This is a genomic window from Bradyrhizobium sp. LMTR 3 (genome assembly GCF_001693485.1).
GTDB lineage: Bacteria > Pseudomonadota > Alphaproteobacteria > Rhizobiales > Xanthobacteraceae > Bradyrhizobium.
Map to the genome: position 1 here is coordinate 14,621 of NZ_MAXC01000018.1, position 18,358 is coordinate 32,978.

General features: G+C 60.7%; 9 protein-coding genes and 6 pseudogenes. 6 read left to right on the forward strand and 9 right to left on the reverse strand.

Annotated features, from left to right (window positions below):
• Positions 1-238: 238 nt before the first annotated feature.
• The 7 genes and pseudogenes from LMTR3_RS16265 to LMTR3_RS16295 form a co-directional block, all read right to left on the reverse strand.
• Positions 239-1,786, reverse strand: coding sequence for an acetolactate synthase large subunit (locus LMTR3_RS16265; protein ID WP_065746102.1), 1,548 nt, complete (start codon positions 1,784-1,786; stop codon positions 239-241).
• 80 nt (positions 1,787-1,866) lie between these two features.
• Positions 1,867-2,387: pseudogene (gene ahpD, locus LMTR3_RS16270) on the reverse strand (alkylhydroperoxidase, AhpD family).
• A 5-nt stretch (positions 2,388-2,392) separates the two neighbouring features.
• Complete coding sequence (locus LMTR3_RS16275; RefSeq protein WP_065746103.1) at positions 2,393-2,950, reverse strand: peroxiredoxin; 558 nt, start codon at positions 2,948-2,950, stop codon at positions 2,393-2,395.
• Positions 2,951-3,213: 263 nt separating this feature from the next.
• Positions 3,214-4,176: a D-2-hydroxyacid dehydrogenase gene (locus LMTR3_RS16280; RefSeq protein ID WP_065746104.1), complete on the reverse strand. Its 963-nt coding sequence runs from the start codon at positions 4,174-4,176 to the stop codon at positions 3,214-3,216.
• 172 nt (positions 4,177-4,348) lie between these two features.
• On the reverse strand, positions 4,349-5,401 hold the full coding sequence (locus LMTR3_RS16285) for an NADP-dependent oxidoreductase (RefSeq protein WP_065746105.1): 1,053 nt from the start codon (positions 5,399-5,401) through the stop codon (positions 4,349-4,351).
• Between the two features lie 277 nt (positions 5,402-5,678).
• Positions 5,679-7,079, reverse strand: coding sequence for an aminotransferase (locus tag LMTR3_RS16290; RefSeq protein ID WP_065746106.1), 1,401 nt, complete (start codon positions 7,077-7,079; stop codon positions 5,679-5,681).
• On the reverse strand, positions 7,072-8,568 hold the full coding sequence (locus LMTR3_RS16295; protein ID WP_065746129.1) for an NAD-dependent succinate-semialdehyde dehydrogenase: 1,497 nt from the start codon (positions 8,566-8,568) through the stop codon (positions 7,072-7,074). Before LMTR3_RS16295 ends, LMTR3_RS16290 begins: the two co-directional genes overlap by 8 nt.
• A gap of 185 nt (positions 8,569-8,753) precedes the next feature.
• On the opposite strand from LMTR3_RS16295, the gene LMTR3_RS16300 reads away from it, so the two are divergent.
• The 6 genes and pseudogenes from LMTR3_RS16300 to istB all read left to right on the forward strand — a co-directional run bounded on the left by LMTR3_RS16300 (position 8,754) and on the right by istB (position 15,383).
• The gene (locus tag LMTR3_RS16300; RefSeq protein ID WP_065746107.1) at positions 8,754-9,227 is read left to right on the forward strand and encodes an Lrp/AsnC family transcriptional regulator; all 474 of its coding nucleotides are present in this window, start codon (positions 8,754-8,756) and stop codon (positions 9,225-9,227) included.
• A 289-nt stretch (positions 9,228-9,516) separates the two neighbouring features.
• Positions 9,517-9,745 (forward strand): annotated as a pseudogene (locus LMTR3_RS40245) (aspartate ammonia-lyase); the annotation flags it as partial.
• 51 nt (positions 9,746-9,796) lie between these two features.
• A complete protein-coding gene (locus LMTR3_RS40250) occupies positions 9,797-10,336 on the forward strand; it encodes a lyase family protein (RefSeq protein ID WP_065746108.1) in 540 nt (179 codons plus the stop codon).
• 466 nt (positions 10,337-10,802) lie between these two features.
• Positions 10,803-12,488 (forward strand): MFS transporter, encoded by a 1,686-nt coding sequence (locus LMTR3_RS16310; protein ID WP_065746109.1) that lies wholly within the window; start codon positions 10,803-10,805, stop codon positions 12,486-12,488.
• 635 nt (positions 12,489-13,123) lie between these two features.
• A pseudogene (gene istA / locus LMTR3_RS16315) lies at positions 13,124-14,642 on the forward strand (IS21 family transposase).
• Positions 14,643-14,703: 61 nt separating this feature from the next.
• Positions 14,704-15,383, forward strand: a pseudogene (gene istB, locus LMTR3_RS16320) (IS21-like element helper ATPase IstB).
• A 556-nt stretch (positions 15,384-15,939) separates the two neighbouring features.
• Here istB and LMTR3_RS16330 read toward each other — a convergent pair.
• Positions 15,940-17,120: pseudogene (locus LMTR3_RS16330) on the reverse strand (IS91 family transposase).
• A gap of 9 nt (positions 17,121-17,129) precedes the next feature.
• Positions 17,130-17,999, reverse strand: a pseudogene (locus LMTR3_RS16335) (tyrosine-type recombinase/integrase).
• Positions 18,000-18,358 lie beyond the last annotated feature (359 nt).

The window sequence follows — 18,358 nt, forward strand, 5'->3', positions numbered from 1 at the left end:
TAGACTTGATTCTCGATCGAGAGACGCCGCTAGAGGCAGCGCAACCGAAACGGGTGGAGGCACACAAAATCGGTAACGCACTTGCGAGCGGGGTATCTATTCTCTGGTTGGATGCGTTGGTCTGCAATGGCATTTTTCAGCCCCAGTTCCAACCTAGCGGCTTCGCCAATCTCTTCAAAACTGGCCATCGCAGTCCCGCAGTTGCGCCTCTCGATGTCGTATCGGAAAAGAAAGGCCGTTAAATCTGCACCTCGATCAGGCGTGGTCCCGACTCGCGCACCGCATCTTCAAGCGCCTTGTTGAACTCGTCGGCGGTCGTCACCGCGCGGGCCGGCACACCCATGCCCTTCGCCAGCGCCACGAAATCAAGCGTCGGGCGGTCGATCTTCAGCATGTCGATCGCGCGCTGGCCCGGCTCGCCAGCGCCGACGCCATCGAACTCACCGCGCAGAATCTGATAGGCGCGATTGGCAAAGACGATGGTGACAACGTCGAGATTTTCGCGCGCCTGCGTCCACAGCGACTGAATCGTGTACATCGCGCTGCCGTCGCCGACCATGCAGACTACCTTGCGGTCCGGGCAGGCCACGGCCGCGCCGGTAGCAACCGGCGTGGAGAAGCCGATCGACCCGCCCATGTTCTGCAGCCAGTCGTGGGGTGCAGCCGCCGCCGTCGGCGGGAAGAAGCCGCGGCCGGTTGTAATGGATTCATCGACCACGATGGCGTTCTCCGGGATCGCGCACGCAATCGCCTGCGCAATAGTTGCATGGTTGAGCGCGCCGGTCGGCTTGATCAATTCCTGCCGCTTCTGCTGCTTGACGTCTTTTGCGGCCGCATTCAGCGCGCCGGCAAGCGCCTCGAGCGCCGCAACCGAGTTCTCGCCCCAGGCGGTCATGCGATGCACCTCGCAGCCGTTGGGCTTCAGCAGGCTTGGCTTGTTCGGATAGGCAAAGAACGCTACCGGATCATCGGCTTCGACCAGCACGATGTGGCGGAACTTCTGAAGCATCGGCAGTGCCTGCTCAATGACGTAACGAATACGCTCGATCGGGAAACGGCCACGGCCTCGCGCGATCCGAGGAGGGAAGGTCGGGCCTACGACTGTGCAGCCGGTCTTGCCGGCGATGCGCTCAGCCAGCGCCAGGCCCTGCTCGCTCAGCGCGCTGCCGCTGATCAACAGCAGCGTATGCTCGGAATCCCCGCGAAGAATTTTGGCGGCGGTCTCAACCGCCTGCGGCGAATAGGACCCGCGCTGCGTCTCCAGCAGCACCTCGGCGATTCTGTCGGCCTCGTTCCAGGCGGTATCGGCGGGCAGGATGAGGGTCGCGATCTGCGGCGGCGAGCTCTTGGCGGCGGCGATCGCCGCGGCGCCATCCGCGGCGACAGATCTGGCATCCGGCGAGGTCCGCACCCAGGACGACATCGGCCTGGCCAGGCCTTCGATGTCGGAGGTCAGGGGTGCGTTGTAGCCGATGTGGTAGCCGGCATGCTGGCCGACGATGTTGATGATGCCGGAATGCGCCTTCTTGGCGTTGTGCAGGTTGGCAAGGCCGTTGGCGAGCCCGGGACCGAGATGCAGCAGCGTTGAGGCCGGCGTTCCTTTCATGCGGAAATAGCCGTCGGCTGCGCCCGTCACTACGCCTTCGAAAAGGCCGAGCACGCAGCGCATGCCCGGAACGCGGTCCAGCGCTGCGACAAAGTGCATCTCGGAGGTGCCAGGATTGGTGAAGCAGACGTCGACGCCGCCGGCAACCAACGTCCTAACTAAGCTTTCCGCACCGTTCATTCTTTTCTACTCCGGTTCGAATGCTCGCTCCAGACCACTTCGTGGCATCCACTGTCGAGCGAATTGGAAGTGCGGTCGCCCTATTCCGCCGCGTTGTCGGCTTCAATCGCCACCGCCACGGATTGGATGATTGCGGCAAAGCGTACCGCGGTTTGGATTGTGCTCGCCGCGAGGCCGCGTCCTGAAGCACCGTCTTATGTGCATCGATGCAAGCGCCGCAGCCGTTGATTGCGGAAACCGCGAGTGACCACAGCTCGAAGTCGGCCTTGTACACGCCGGAATTGCCGATCGCGTTCATCCGCAGCCGCGCCGGCATCGTTCCGTACTCCTTGTTAGAGACAAGGTGGACGAAGCGATAGTAGATGTTGTTCATAGCCATCACGGATGCCGCCGCTTTGGCTGCCGCGATCGCCGCCGGCGTCAGCTTCTCGGCTGCGAGAGACTCGAACGGCGACATCACGTGCGGATTGCGGGTGGCGACGGCGCAGGCGAGGAACAGGCCATACCGGGCTTGCTCGGCAAGCGATTCGTCCGACACCATGGACGAGAGGTCAAGCCTTACATCCTTGGCGAAGTCCGGAATGAGTTCATCAATCGACATCGGCGTTACGCTACCTTCAACGTCGCGCCGCCGACCTCGCGGTTGCACGGGCAAAGCTCGTCGGTCTGTAGCGCATCAAGCACGCCGAGCGTGTCCTTCGGCGCGCGGCCGACATTGAGGTTGGTCGCATAGACGTGCTGGATCGTGTTGTCGGGGTCGACGATATAGATGTAGCGATAGGCGACGCCGTCCGGCGAGCGCACGCCCAGGCCGTCGACCAGCGAGCCCTTGGTGTCGGCGAACTGCCAGATCGGCAGCTTGTGCAGATCCTTGTGGTCGCGCCTCCATGCCAGCTTGCAGAGCTCGTTGTCGGTCGACCCGCCTAGCACCACGACGTCACGGTCTTCAAAGTCCTTCGACAGGCGCGCGAATTCGGCGATCTCAGTCGGGCAGACGAAGGTGAAGTCTTTCGGATAGAAGAAGATAACCTTCCACTTGCCCGGGAAGCTCGTCTCTGTCAGTGTTTCGAACGCGCTCTGTCCCTTTTCTTCTTCCTGGAGCTGAAATCCGGGCTTCACGCCGACGACTTCGAATGATGGCAGCTTGCATCCAATTCCGAGCACGGTTGTCGTACCTTCTCCAAGACCCTGATTGTTATTTCGCCTGAATTCAGGCGTCGGCGCAAAAGGTCGCGCCATGAAACATGTTACGCTTCGATGAGAGTGACGCAAAAACCGCGAAGCATTTCATCAATTTTGCGCCCCGTTGCAATTCCAGCATTGCTCCTTCCTGAAGGCCTTGTTCTTCAAGCCATCGAAATCTGTGTGGATATTGAGAAGCGATTACAGCAGGCAGGCCAGCCTCATTTCCGTCTCGCCATGCCGCGTCAATAGCCCCGTCGCAGATCTACTACGTTCTTCAGCTCCTGCCCTTCCAGGAAGCGCTCGATGTTTTCTGCGAAAATCGAGAATACCCGCTCCGTATAGTTTGAGGGACTTCCCGCCACATGCGGCGTGGCAATCACGTTTGGCATGTCCCAGAGAGGACTGTCCTGAGGCAGCGGTTCTCGCTCAAACACGTCCAGCATCGCACCGGCGATGGCGCCAGTTTGAAGGGCTTTAATCAGTTCGGCCTCGACAAGGACGTTACCCCGCGCGATATTGACAAGAAACGCGTGCGGTCGTATGCACGCGATCTCAACTGAGCCGATGAGGCCCATCGTGTCCGGCGTCGCGGGCACGGCCAGCACTACAAAATCGCACAGCGGTAGCAGATCGTGTAGTGCATCGGAGGCGAACAGCCGGTCGACACCTTCGACCGGGACGGAAACGTCCCGTTTCGAACCGACAACAGTCATCCCGGCACTCTTTGCGCGCAAGGCGATGGTCGCACCAATGGAGCCCAGCCCGACGACGCCGAGCGTCTTGTCGCCCAGCGGAGCGACATAGCGTGGATTCCATTTCCGCTCCGTCTGCTCGCGCAGAAATCTGCGGAAATCCCAATGCAGCATCGTCACGCCGGCCATCACAAAATCCGCGATGACATCGCCATGAATGCCACGCGCATTCGTTACCGTGACATGCGCCACCCTGTCACGGATCGGAAACAGGGAATCGACACCGGCACCAGTGCACTGGAACCAACGCAGTTTCTTCGCCCGATCGAGTACTTCAACCGGGAAGCGAAACGCGAGTAGCGCGTCCGCTTCCTCTATGTACCGCTCGAGGCGGTCGGGATCCGGCGCCACGATCGCTCGAACTTGCGGGAAACGCTCCCCAATAAGTTGTGCAAAGCTTTCGGCCGCTGGATGGTTGAGGACAATTTTAAACGCTGGTTCTTCACCGGCCATTGCTTATTCCCCGTAATACGACTGTTTTGCCTGAACCGGACGTTTTCGCAGTCCGCTACTTGCTGATTGCGCTCATGGGCATTCTGGTCAGCGAAGGGCAATATCTGGGCCCTGCGTCTTCCGTGGTTTAGAGCAATGCCCACAGCCTGCGCCGTTCTTGCAAAGTCTCTTCTCATCCTTGTCCCAGAGTCGGATCTGGGCTTACCTGTACCAGCAACTTGCCGAAATTGTCGCCGCGCATCATCTCCGCGAAAGCGGCCGGGATGGTCTCCAGGCCCTGACGGATGTCCTCGCGGTATTTGATCTTCCCCGTGGCAACCAGGGGGGCGACATAGGCCAGCATCTCCTCGTGGAAATCTGCGAAGTCGCTCACCCAAAGGTTCTTCACCGTTATGTTCCGAGCCTTGAAGATCGGCTTCCCCAGCTTCATCAGCGCCGCGCGGCGGTCGACGCCGCCGTCCTCATCGCCATAATGGGCGATGAGTCCGCAGATGATCATCCGCGCGCCCTGGTTGACCAGCGGCAGCACGGCCTCGAACACCTTGCCGCCCACGTTCTCGAAATAGACGTCGACGCCGGCCGGGCAGGCGCCGGCGAGATCGGCTGGCAGGGTGGGCGAAAGGTGCGAGACGCAGGCGTCGAAACCAAGCTCCTCGGTCACGAACTGACATTTGGCGTCACGTCCGGCGATCCCAACCACTCGCAAATTGCGCTGCTTGGCGAGTTGCCCGGCAATCTGGCCGACCCCGCCGGAAGCCGCCGAGACCACCACCGTCTCGCCCGCCTTGGGCGTGGCCATCAGGTCCATGCCGGCATAGGCGGTTAGTCCTAACATGCCCAGCACGCCTACGGCCTGCGAGATGCGCCCTAGCGACGGATCGAGCTTGCGCGGGACCATGTAGGACGGCCGCCAGGCGCCCTCGCCCATCAGCGCGTACTCGGTCCAGCCGTTGGTGTTGAACACGAAGTCGCCGGCCGCGATGCCGTCCATCCGGCTCTCGATCACTTGAGAGACGGTACGTGCATGGCAAGGCGCCCCGGCCGGCTCGGTGCGCTCGCGCTTGTAGTACCACTGGTAAGGGTCAAGAGACACGTAGATGGTCCGCGTCAGAGCCTGCCCCGCACCCGGCGTTGGGACCTCGTCCTCCTTCAGCACGAACGTGTCCTTCTGCGGCCAACTCGGCACGTGTCCGTCTGCCAATGTCCAGTACCGGTTTCTCGTCACCGCTAACTCCCCTTCTGGAGCACGCCCTTGGTGCGGAATTCGCCCTCATGTCCATATTCACCCGCCTCGACGCGGTACTTATCGTGTTGCATTCGATTTGGACGGTTTTCGCTTTGCGCCGAATAGTCCAGATACTTTGGAATGGCTATCCAGTGGGTCGAAGATGTATCACTACCACGGACCAGGTCGCCGTAGTCTTTTTCTCTTCCCGGACCAACTTGCCATGGCCAAAGACTTGCCTATCGGCAGCAAACCAGCCGCGCAGGCGCATCAACCTTCAGGAAGATGCTGGTTCTTTCGTCAGCTCGTCCATTACTTGCTTCGTCGCTCGATACGCCAGGTCCACGATCTCATCAATTTCAGCTTCCGATGCAACGAGAGGCGGAGCAAAACCGAGAATGTCTCCGTGCGGCATTGCTCGTGCAATAAGACCCCGATCACGAGCAGCCTTCGAGATGCGGGCGCCAACCTTGAGCTGCGGATCAAATCGTCTTTTCGCTTGGCGATCCGCAACGAATTCGATGGCACCGAGCAAGCCCACACCTCGCACTTCTCCGACGATTTCCAGCTGGGCAAATCGCTCGTTCAGTCGCTTGAGAAAATGGGCGCCAACGATCCTCGTGCGATCGGCTAGTTGTTCCTTCTCAACAATATCAAGCACTGCGTTGGCAGCAGCCGCCGCGATTGGATGGCCGGAATAGGTATATCCATGCGAAAACGCACCGACGCGATCCGCCGCTTCCTCCATAACTTCGTAAACTCTCTCACCAACGATTGCTGCCGAGAGCGGCACGTATCCGGAAGTCAGGCCTTTCGCGACTGTCACCAAGTCGGGCTCGATCCCGTATAGCGTGCTGCCGAAGTCGGCGCCGGTTCGACCGAACCCACAAATCACCTCGTCCGCGATCAGAAGAACATCATAGCGCCTGAGCACGGCCTGAATTTCACGCCAGTAGCCGGCAGGAGGCGGAGTAATCCCCCCTGTACCCAGCACCGGCTCAGCAATGAAGGCACCGATCGTTTCCGGCCCTTCCCGCACGATCAGCTCTTCAAGCTCCGCTGCACGCCGGCGAGAAAAAGACTCTTCCGTCTCGCCAGTCTCAGCGCCCCAGTAGTGGTGCGGTACGCCTGTGTGCAAAATACCCGTGAAGGGAAGGTCCATGTGATCATGGTAGAAAGACATACCGGTCATCGAACCGGAAATTACCGAGCAGCCGTGGTAACCGCGCTCGCGTGAAATGATCTTCTTCTTCTTCGGCTGACCGCGCAGATTGTTATAATACCAAACGAGCTTAGCCTGGGTTTCGTTGGCATCTGATCCGGACAATCCAAAGAATACCTTACTTGGCTTGCCCGGAGCCATGCGTACCAGGCGATCGGACAGGGTCGCCAGCTCTTCCGTCGTATGGGCCGCATATGTGTGGTAGTATGCGAGCTGGTAAGCCTGCCGCGCGATGGCCTCAGCCACTTCAGTCCGGCCGTATCCAATGTTTACGCAGTACAGGCCAGCAAAACCGTCGATGTAACTACGACCCTGCGCGTCTTCGATTCGGACGCCCTTCCCTCCAGTCACGATTGTAGGGTCACCAATCTTTCCGCTCGCGAACTCCTTGAGCTGGGTGAAAGGGTGCAGAACACTTGAGCGATCTCGTTCAGCGATGGTCTTGATATCAGTCATACCGGTTCTCCTGAGCCGCCAAATCGCCGAAGCAGACGCATTTCAGCTCCATGTATTCCGCTAAGCCGTGTCGTGACCCCTCGCGACCCAGCCCGGATTGCTTCCATCCGCCGAACGGAATTGGAGGACCCGTGAATGAAGGCGTATTGATGCCAAGCATTCCGCACTCGATCTGCTCGGAAAGCCGGAGCGCTCGACGCAGGCTGTCCGTGTAGACGTACCCTGCGAGCCCCATTTCATTCGCATTGGCTCGGGCGACAACCTCTTCTTCAGAGTCGAATGGCAGCACAGCAGCCACCGGCCCAAATGTTTCCTCACGTGCAATCATCATCTCTTCGGTGACATCACTTAGCAGCGTTGGAACGACGAAATTCGGACCAAGATTCGGATCTTGTTTCACGGAAATACTTCGCGCTCCCTTGCTCAGCGCATCGTCGATCTGCATCCTGCACTTGTCAGCCACCGAGGACTTCGTCATTGGACCTATAGTTGTTTCAGGATCCAGGCCGTGACCGACTTTGAGCTGTGCGATTGCCGTAGCAAACGCCTCCACGAAGGCGCCATAGATGCTCCTTTGCACGTAGATGCGGTTAGCGGCCAGGCAATCCTGGCCCGACGTTGCAAACTTTGCGGCCATCGCTCCATTGACCGCCTTACCCAGATCGACGTCGTCAAAGATAAGGAAGGGGGCATGCCCACCTAGTTCGAGCGACACCTTCTTGACCGTTTCGGCGGCCCCCTCCAGAAGCAGGCGACCGACATGGGTCGAACCCGTGAACGATAGAGCCCGTATTCTGGTATCGCGCAGCAGCGGCGTAGAAATCTCAATGGGATTGCCGATGAGCACCTGAAGCACGCCAGGAGGCACGCCCGCTTCTACCGCCAACCTAGCCACAGCAAGAGCAGACAGCGGGGTCTCGGGAGCAGGCTTCACAATGATTGGACAACCAGCCGCAAGAGCCGCCCCGGCTTTCCGCGTGACCATGGCGACAGGGAAATTCCATGGAGTAATCGCCGCCGCGACGCCAATCGGCTGCATTCGCACCTGAAGCAGGCTTCCAGGCTTGTGGCTTGGGATCGTTTCTCCGTATGCGCGCTCCCCCTCCGCAGCGAACCACTCGAGAAATCCGGCCCCGTACGCAATTTCGTGGCGAGCCTCGGCGAGCGGCTTGCCTTGCTCGCTCGTCATTAGGACGGCAAGTTCTTCCGAATGGCGGAGCATCAACGACGCCCAGGATCTAAGGATCGTACCGCGTCTTTCCGGCAACAATTCTCGCCAACGAGCGAAGGAGCGCTCAGCTGCTGCGATCGCCAGATTCATTTCCGTGACACCGCAGCGAGCAACGTTCGCGATCTCTTCCCCGGTGGCCGGATCGACCACAACGTCGGCCTGATCGGTTTCAATCCAGCGGCCGTCGACCAATGCAGCTCCCGCAACGAAATCGCGGCGGGTTAGATTTTGCAGGTGCCTTATGGCGAGACCGACCAAACGAGGACTTTTGTGTCGAATATGTTGAAACGCCATTTGAGATCCGGCACGGACATTGTTGAAATCGCCTTTGCATTCAGGATACTGATATTGCTAAGCTATTTTCGTCGCATTTTTCCACGCACGGATGATTTCCTGCATCGTGCAGGTATTTCACGGCGAAATTCACCCCAGCTGGAGCTAGCATGCAATACGACCGAATAGACGCCCGCATACTCGAGCTTGTGCAGAAGAACAACCGTTTAACGTCCGAGGTCGTCGGCGAACTGACGGGGCTATCTGCCACGGCATGTCAACGACGACTGAAGAGGCTCCGTTCAGAACGCATCATCGAGGCTGATGTTTCGATCGTATCGGCGAAAGCGGTGGGAAGACCGATTCAAATGCTTGTGCTAGTGAGCCTGGAGCGGGAGCGTGCTGACATCATCGATAGGTTCAAGAAGGCCATCAAATCGTCAGCTGAAGTCGTCAACGGATTCTACGTCACAGGCGACGCTGACTTTGTCCTCTACATTACCGCGCGCACCATGGAAGATTATGAGCAGTTCACACGGCGATTCTTCTATGAGAACTCGGACATCAAGGGGTTCAAGACAATGGTCGTCATGGACCGCGTGAAGGCGGGTTTTGCAATTCCCGTAGAGCTTCCGGATGATTGAGGCTTAGTGATGCCTCGCGACGCCTAGGCCCGCTTTCGCGCTCTTTTTCATCGCCGACTCGGTTAGAACGCGAGAAACCCGCATCACCGCTCCCCTACTCTCCACGAAGCGTGCAATGGAAGAGGACTCTGCGCAATTTCTCGACGCAAGGATGCTTGTGCGTGCTTCTGGTGCGGTTGCGCAAGCGTAACCGCTATGAGGTTCCATGCCGCTTTTACAGGGCAATGTCAGAACGCTTTCGATTCCGGGCCTACCACGTCCCAATCCACCGCGCCGACAGAGGGCAAGAATGGGCAAAACACGCCGCGAGGTTGATAGCTTAGGAGAAGTGGACGTCCCAAGTGAGGCTTACTATGGCTCCCAGACTGTGCGGGCGATCAGAAATTTTTCGATCTCAGGGATTCCAATCAGACATCTTCCGCAATTTATCCACGCATTGGCTATAGTTAAAAAGGCGTCCCTTCAGGCAAATGCCCGACTTGGCGACATTCCGCCCAGCAAAGCTACCGCAATTGCTGCCGCGTGCGACGATATCATCGCCGGCGATTTAGACGCCGAGTTTCCCATCGATGTTTTTCAAGGTGGTGACTCAACTTCCATTCGTTGCCGCGGGCAACCTGATCGAGGCGCGCTGGGACACGGGAGCCTTTGTCTTGTTCTCCGGGATGTTGAAGCGCACGGCGACGAAGCTCTCCAAGATCTCGAGCGATCTGAGACTGCTCTCAAGCGGACCTCGGGGCGGTCTTGCCGAAATCAATCTACCGGCTCTCCAGCCAGGCTCCTCTATAATTCCGGGCAAGGTGAACCCTGTTATTCCCGAAGTCGTGAATCAAGTCGCGTTTCAAATCATCGGCACGGATCTCACCGTAACCCTGGCCGAGGCAGGGCAGCTCCAGCTTAATGTCATGGAGCCGGTTATCGCTTACAGCATGCTGCAGTCGATTTATTTGCTGACAAATGCCGCCCGAACGTTACGAGAAAAGTGCATTGGCGGGATAACAGCCAATGTGGAGTGGTATCGCAAACATTTGGAAGCAAGCACGGCTGTTGTAACGGCTCTGACCCCGCTGATAGGATACGAGCGTCCGATGTTGCCAAGACAGCACTGAAGAGTGGGCAAGAGATCTGGGCGGTTCTCCAATCTGAGCCTCACCTGACACCCGAGTTGCTGAATCAATTGCGTGAACGATCCACCCTGACGAGACCGTAGAAGGCACAAGAGCTCGGAGTTGCGGGAGGATCATCTGAGGTTCCGCTGCCGAAATAGCCACATTGCCTCGGGGGTGCCGCAACCTCAACCCATGTTTTTCGGTATGCGAGCGACAGCAGATTCGGCGAATATCGCCGAGCAGTATACGCCAAACCCACCCGTGACGGCTCTGCCCAGATACAGGACGTCGCCCCGCCTCCGCCTCAATCAACGGGACGGACCAGGCATGCACGGGGGCACGCAGGCCTCGCCGGGTAATGTGCTCATTCCAGACAGGTTCTTGCCGAGTCCTAGGCGCCACACTTTTCGGCACCATCATCTATGTGGCCGACGATCCACTCATTGCCAGCGCGGTAGAAACCAGTATGACTGATCCGGCTAAATCCCAGCTCCTCAGCGTCAACCGTATCGCCGCGCCCCTGCGCTATGCTACTTTCCGGCGCATTTGGCTAGCGAGCCTGTTATCCAATCTCGGTATCTTGATCCAGTTTGTCGGCGCCGCCTGGGCGATGACTGAGATGACGTCATCGGCTGACAAGGTCGCCCTGGTGCTAACCGCCTTGATGCTCCCGGTAATGCTGATCGCGATCCCGGCCGGCGCGATTGCCGATATGTATGACCGCCGCATCGTGACGCTGATTGCACTTTCAATCGCGTTTTGCGGCGCGATCGCGCTGACCGTGCTTGATTGGCTGGGTCTCACCACGCCAAACCTCTTGCTGCTACTTTGCTTCACGGTCGGCAGCGGCATGGCGCTGATGGGCCCGGCTTGGCAATCCACGGTCAGCGAACAGGTGCCGGCCGAGGCGCTGCCTGCGGCAGTGGCGCTAAACGGCATTAGTTATAATATCGCGCGCAGCTTCGGGCCTGCCATTGGCGGTATTGTGGTTGCGACAGCGGGCGCAGTAGCAGCATTTGCGCTTAACGCCTTGCTGTATCTGCCGCTGATGGTGTCCCTGTTCCTCTGGAGACGCGTGGCGGACCCGTCTCGGCTGCCGCGCGAACAGCTGAGCCGTGCCATAATCTCGGGCGTGCGGTACATAACGAATTCGCCACCAATCAAGATCGTGATGACCCGCGCCATGGTAACCGGCGTGATCGGCGGATCTATCTCGGCGCTCATGCCGCTGGTCGCGCGCGATCTCTTGCATGGTAATGCGCGGACCTACGGAATCTTGCTTGGCGCTTTTGGCCTCGGTGCCGTCGTCGGGGCGCTCTATGTCGGAGAGGTGCGCCAGCGCATGAGCGGCGAAGCCGCTGTGCGTGCCTGCACGCTCTCTTTGGGCAGCGCAACCGTGGCCGTGGCCTTGAGCCGCGAGCCGGTTCTGACGGCGGCCGCATTAGTCCTTGCCGGCGCGGTTTGGACGATGACGATGACGTTGTTCAATATCGGCGTGCAACTCTCCGCGCCGCGCTGGGTAGCAGGCCGATCACTTGCGGCCTATCAGGCCGCATTCTCCGGCGGCATCGCCATAGGCGGATGGGGTTGGGGCCGCCTTACGGATGCCGCCGGCGTCGAGCTCGCCCTGCTCGTCTCCGGGGCAATGATGCTGCTTGCGCCGCTGCTCGGGCTTTGGCTGCGCATGCCGCGGATCAACGCGCTCGGAGAGGACGTCGAGTTGCTCGCCGATCCCGAGGTGCGGCTCCCGCTCACTTATCGCAGCGGGCCACTGGTGGTGGAGATCGAATACTGCGTCGCGCTTGAGAATGCGCGTGCCTTCCACAACCTGATGCAGGAAGTACAATTGTCCCGCCAGCGCAATGGAGCCTATGGATGGTCGATTGCGCGCGACATCGCCAATCCCGAGCTTTGGACTGAGCGCTATCACTGCCCCACGTGGCTCGACTACCTGCGCCAGCGTAACCGGTGGACAAAGGCGGAGCGCGCGCTGGATCGTGAAGCGCTGGCGTTCCATGTCGGCCCTGAACCGGTGCGCATCCGCCGTATGCTGGAGCGGCCGTTCGGATCGGTGCGCTGGAAGGAAGAGGTGCCTGACCACGCTGCCGACGAGTTGGTGGCTGTTGATTGCAAGCGCGGTGGAAGGCACTAGCAAAGCTCTTCGCATCAGACTGTCTTCTAGAGCCTGATTCAGGCCGGTCCTCCATGGCGAGGAGCGCAGCTTAATCCGGTGACGATCCAGATCCGGTGCAGTGCAGATCGATGGGAGCGCGCACGCCGCTGCCCGCACTCGAATTGAAGGCGCGCGATTTCGAACACAGCTTCCGCGAGGTCGTGGCTTAGGTTCGGCCCGACGAGAGCTTGGAGGACCGCATTGGAGAGCTAGTGGCGGTCACCAGAACCTCGGAAACGATTGCAGAGGCGTGTTGGCCTTTCCGTGTTGCTGCTAGGCGGGCTCAAGGCCCTGAGAAGCAGCTCACCAGGTTGCGTGTCCCGACACTCTACGCTCTCGCTGGGACAATCGCGCGAGGATTTGCAATTTGAGACATTTTTTCATGAGTTGTTCAGGTGCCGTGCCTCGCAGGAGTGTCCAAGGCTCACATGCGAATCGCAAAGCGCACGTTAGCGGCCGCCAGCTGATTCCGCTCGATATCGCCCATTATTCCGGAATGATCTCGCCCCGTTCCGATTTGATGTCGCCCGGGTGACGAGGCCTCTTCTGGCTCCGATACGGTCCGGCCTTTCGGCTTTGCGAAGGGGGCCTGGATGCCGACGGAGAGGCTTGCGATGCGCCACGTGCGCGATGTGATGAGAATGAAGTCGGTCGGGATGCCGGGCCGCGAGATCGCCCGGCGGATGGGCGCTGCGCCCTCGACGGTGCGGTTGACGATCCACCGGTTCGAGGCGTCGGGGCTGAGCTGGCCATTGCCCGACGACGTCACCGACGCGGTGCTAGAGTCCCGGCTGTTTGCAAACGCCGGCAGCGGCACCCGGCGGGGCCATCGCCGGCAAGCCGAGCCGGACTGGGCGGCCGTGCATCGCGAGCTCCGGCGCAAGCACGTGACGCTGTCGATCCTATGGGAGGAGTACATCGCGGGCGAGCCCGGCGGATATCTCTATTCGCGCTTCTGCGAGCTTTACCGCGCCTGGGAAGGCCGGCTGTCGGTGACGATGCGCCAGTCGCATGCCCCCGGCGACAAGCTGTTCGTCGATTATGCCCGCGAACGGCGTTCCGGTCTTGATCGACCGGCTCACGGGCGAGCGGCGCACTGCGCAGATTTTTGTCGCGGTGCTCGGCGCATCGAGCTTCACCTACGCGCAGGCGACCTGGACGCAGGGGCTCGCCGACTCGATCGGCGGCCACGTCGGCGCCTTCGAGGCGAGCGGCGGCGCGCCGGCGCTGCTGGTGCCGGACAACACCAAGGTCGCGGTGATCAAGGCCTGCCGCTACGATCCGCAGATCAACCGCAGCTACGCCGACATGGCGGCGCATTACGGCACGGCCATTCTGCCGGCCAGCCCGCGACGGCCACGAAGGTCGAGCAGGCGGTCCTCATGGTCGAGCGCTGGCTGCTCGGGCGGCTGCGCCACTGCATCTTCCACAGCCTCGCGGAGGTCAACGCGGCGATCGCCGAGCCTTTGATCCGGCTCAACGAGGAGCGGCCGATCCGGCGGCTCGGCGTGACCCGCCGCAAGCTGTTGGAGGAGATCGACCGGCCGGCACTGAAGGCCTTGCCGGAGAGCCCTTACGTGTTCGCCGAGTGGCGGATTCTGCCGGGTCAGCATCGACTATCACGTCGAGGTCGAGGCGCACTACTATAGCGTCCCGCATCGCTTCGTCCGCGCCGAGGTCGAGGTGCGCTTTACGGCCCGCAACGTCGAGATTTTCCACAAGGGCGAGCGGATCGCCGCGCATCACCGCATGAGCGGCAACCACAAGCACACGACCGTGCTGGAGCACATGGCCTCCAGTCATCGGCGCTACGCCGGCTGGACCATCGAGCGCATCCGCGAGGATGCAGCCATGATGGGGCCGGCCACCGCGGCGCTGTGCGACCTGATCCCCGATGAACGCGCACACCCCGAGCAGGCTTCCGCGCCTGCCTCAGGATCATCCGGCTCGTCCGATCCTATGGCCGCGAGCGGCTAGACGCCGCCGCTGCGCTGGCGATCGACATCGGCGCCCGCACCTACAGTTCGGTCAAATCGATCCTCGCCAACAATCTCGATCGGCGTCCTTCACTCCTCCGCGGACAATGCGCCGATCCTTCATTCCAACATCCGCGGATCGCGCTACTACAATTAGGAGATCACGTCTTGCTCCCCATCCGACCCTCGATCAACTCCACGCGCTCGGCCTTCACGGCATGGCCAAGGCCTTCGCCGACATTGAAGCCGGCGTCGATGCCGCAAGCCTCGGCCACGCCGAATGGCTCACGCTCCTGCTGGAACGCGAAGCGTCGCTGCGACGCGACAATCGGCTGTCGAAGCGGCTGCAATATGCCAAACTGCGGCAGCAGGCCTGCGTCGAGGATATCGACTACCGCACCCCGCGGCCTCGACCGCAGCCTCACGACGATGCTGGTCGAAGGCCAATGGATCGACGACCACGCCAACCTGCTGATCTGCGGGCCCTCCGGCGTCGGTAAGAGCTGGATCGCCTCGGGGCTCGACAACAAGGCCTGCCGTGACAATCGCTCCGTGCTTTATCAGCGCGTCCCGCGGCTGTTCACCGATCTCACCCTGGGACCCGGCGACGGCCGCCATCCCCGTGTCCCCTGCGCGCTCGGCCGCGTCGATCTTCTCATCCTCGACGACTGGGGCCTGGAGCCGCTCGACGCCGCGGCCCGTCACGACCTCCTGGAGATCCTCGAAGATCGCTACGGCCGCCGCTCCACCATCGTCACCAGCCAGCTCCGACCAATGGCACGCGCTGATCGGCGACCCCACCTACGCCGTCCTCGACCGCCTGGTCCATAACGCCCACCGGATCGATCTGAACGGCGAGAGCATGCGGCTAGCCCGTAAACCCGATCGGAAGGCCTAAGCCAGTGGCACTGTGGACATGCCGCTCCGCTTTGACAACGCGAAGTGCGTTGCCCACACGCCCGCAGCAGAAGCAACAAAAACAAATCCTTCGAGCCGCGATTCAAGATTGACCGCTCGGCTTCGCCGATGCCAGAAACCAGACAGCCAGAATGCCTCGCGCCCCGGGCGACATCAAATCGGAATAGTGGGCGAGATCATCTCGGAAGAGGGTTCAAATAGGTCCCGCGTCACCGATCTCGCCGCAAGTCGAGCAGGGACCTATTTGAAGCCGGATTGAACGAAGACGCGTCTTGTGACGCGGACCTATGGGCGCTCGATCAGGGCGCCGGTGGGTGCGGTGGCCCCGACGTTGGGCGCGTGGGCGAGCATGATCGCAGATTGTCGCTGATATCGGCAGCGAAGGACGCCATCGTCGATGCTGGCGAGCGGCTCGTCAATCCCAGGACGCCGACCATCGCCCGTTTGTTGGGCCTTATGAGCATGCTTGATCGGTCCGGCGGAGAGCGTCCGCAGGGCGATGTGCGCAGCGGGTGCGAACAAGTCAAGGTCGTCTGTCATGACGTGTCACAGCGAGGTGTCGCGTATCGCAGCGTGTCCGAGTGCGGTACAAAGCCAATCTCGACCATGCGGCCTCCGCAGACGGGGCACAAATTGAGGCGGCGACCAGTGAGGATGGCATAGCGCTCGCGGTAGTCGACAGGTTCGGCAGGCGGAGGCAGCTCTGGCGCCTCCAGCGCCACTCGGATGCGCGCAAGTTTGACGACGCGGCAGGCGTTCGCCAGAAAGCCCAAATGACGGATGCGGCGGAACCCCTTCGGCAAAACGTGGAGCACAAAGCGACGTATGAACTCTTCAGTGTCGAGCGTCATCACTTTGGATTGCCGCCGGCGCGATAATCCTTGCACCGGAAGCGGGCCACGGCCGTGCTCACAGGTAAGGAGCCGGCTGTTGGCGATTGCAACGCGATGGGTGTAGCGCCCGAGTTAGGCGAGAACCTGCTCTGGCCCGCCGAAGGGACGCTTGGCGTAGACAACCCATTCGAGCTTGCGGAGGGCGTTCAGCTGGCGGCCGAATGCCGCCGGTTCAATCAGGTGCGCGAGGAGACCGAAGAACTGGAGCTTGGTGTTATCGAACGCCGCCTGGGGACGCTCCAGGAATAGCCGACGATACAATCGCGACAGCACGCGAACGGGAAGGAAGAAGCCTGGGCGGCAATGAACCGAGCTTCCGTCAGGGGTGATCCCGCCGCCCGGCACGAGGCAATGGGCATGCGGATGACGTGCCAGGGTCTGGCCCCAGAATCGCGATCACCCGGGTCTCGGCACCGAGATGCTTCGGGTCGGCGCTGATGAGACGGAGCGTCTCGGCTGCCGCCTTGAGCAGGATGTCGTAGATCACCGCCTTGTTCTGCAGCGCGATGGCGGCCACAGGCGCCGGCACGGTGAAGACGACATGGAAATAGGGCACCGGCAGCAGGTCGGCCTGGCAATCGGCGAACCATTGGGCGCGCGCGAGGGCTTGGCACTTTGACAGTGCCGATCGCGACAGCTGTTGTCAGCGACGCGAAACAGGCCGCAGTCGTCGCACCGCTCGACATGGCCGCCGAGCGTCGCTGTACGGCACGCCTCGATGGCCGCCATGACACGGCGCTGGACGAGAGCCGAGCGCCCTGCGCGGCACGGAATGCGACACCGTGGCGACGGAAGATGTCCGCCACCTCAAGCACGGGGCGCATATGCACGGCTCAGTCGGGAGGGATCACCTTGATGGAGAGCCCATCGAATGGGCTGGTGGTGCGGGCGAGCAGATTGGTCGCAACCCTGTGCGTAGCGCGCGGTCGATCCGAGGTCAGCATGTCCGAGCAAAACTTGAATGATGCGGATGTCGATCCCGCCTTCCAGGAGATGGGTCACAAACGAGTGCCGGAGCGTGTGGACGGTAATCGGCTTGGCAATCCGCGCGCGGCGGCCGGCGGCACGGCAGGCCGCCTGGACACAGCGGACACTGATATGTTCACTTGGCTCTTGACCTGGAAATAGCCACAGCCCCGGTCGAGCTCGCATCCAGTACGTACGCAGAATCTCCAGCAGCCGAGGCGAAAGCATCGCGTAACGATCTCTGCCGCCCTTGCCGTTCTCGATGTGGATCAACATTCGCTTGCTATCGATCGAGCTCACCTTAAGGCGTACAACTTCACTAACCCGTAAGCCAGCCGCATAAGTTGTCGCCAGCACGACGCTGTTGCGCAACCCTATAACCGCGTCCAGGAAGCGCTCGATCTCTTCGGCACTAAGCATGCGCGGGAGCTTGTCGGGCTTCTGGCCCCGATGATCCGCTCGAAGGCCTCCATCTGCCCGAGTGTTACGCCGTAGAAGAACCGCAGCGCGCAGGCCACGTGATTAATGTGGGACCACGAACGCTTTTGGCCGATGAGATGCAGTTAGTAGGCGCGGACCTGCTCGGAACTCAACCGGTCCGGGGCATAGCCGAAATGTCGGCTAAACTTTGCGATCGCGTAGATATAGGATTGTTGAGTCGACGGCGACAGATTGCGGACCGTCATGTCCTCGATAATGCGCTGCCGAAGAGGGTAGCTTTTGTGACGCGGGGTCAAATCAGCAGCTGCGCCCAGCAAATTCCGGCAAACAGCCCTCATCGCTCAAATATCGCGTTACCGATAGGAATTCGGGGACCCGGGGGCTTCGAAGAGGCCGTATAAAGTTGCAAGGGTGCTGGCATCGCCTGCGAGAATCCATGCGGACGTAAAAAATTGCTAGTCGCAAGACGTCATCGCGTTGAAAGACAAGACCCACTCTAGCCGCCTCGTCCCGATTCGGCATGCCGCTCTCGATCCCGAACACTTTCGTGCTTTCAAAGATGTTACGAAGCGTCAACTCAAGCGGCTGGTTCAACTTCAGGCTCCCGCCTCCGAACCGTAATTGGCGGTCTTAACAGGCGACAAAAGAAAAGGAG

Bases quoted from the DNA above. Each gene is read 5' to 3' on its own strand.
- LMTR3_RS16265 (WP_065746102.1), bottom strand. From the start codon at position 1,786: ATGAACGGTGCGGAAAGCTTAGTTAGGACGTTGGTTGCCGGCGGCGTC.
- LMTR3_RS16280 (WP_065746104.1), bottom strand. From the start codon at position 4,176: ATGGCCGGTGAAGAACCAGCGTTTAAAATTGTCCTCAACCATCCAGCG.
- LMTR3_RS16290 (WP_065746106.1), bottom strand. From the start codon at position 7,079: ATGACTGATATCAAGACCATCGCTGAACGAGATCGCTCAAGTGTTCTG.
- LMTR3_RS16300 (WP_065746107.1), top strand. From the start codon at position 8,754: ATGCAATACGACCGAATAGACGCCCGCATACTCGAGCTTGTGCAGAAG.
- LMTR3_RS40250 (WP_065746108.1), top strand. From the start codon at position 9,797: ATGTTTTTCAAGGTGGTGACTCAACTTCCATTCGTTGCCGCGGGCAAC.
- LMTR3_RS16310 (WP_065746109.1), top strand. From the start codon at position 10,803: ATGACTGATCCGGCTAAATCCCAGCTCCTCAGCGTCAACCGTATCGCC.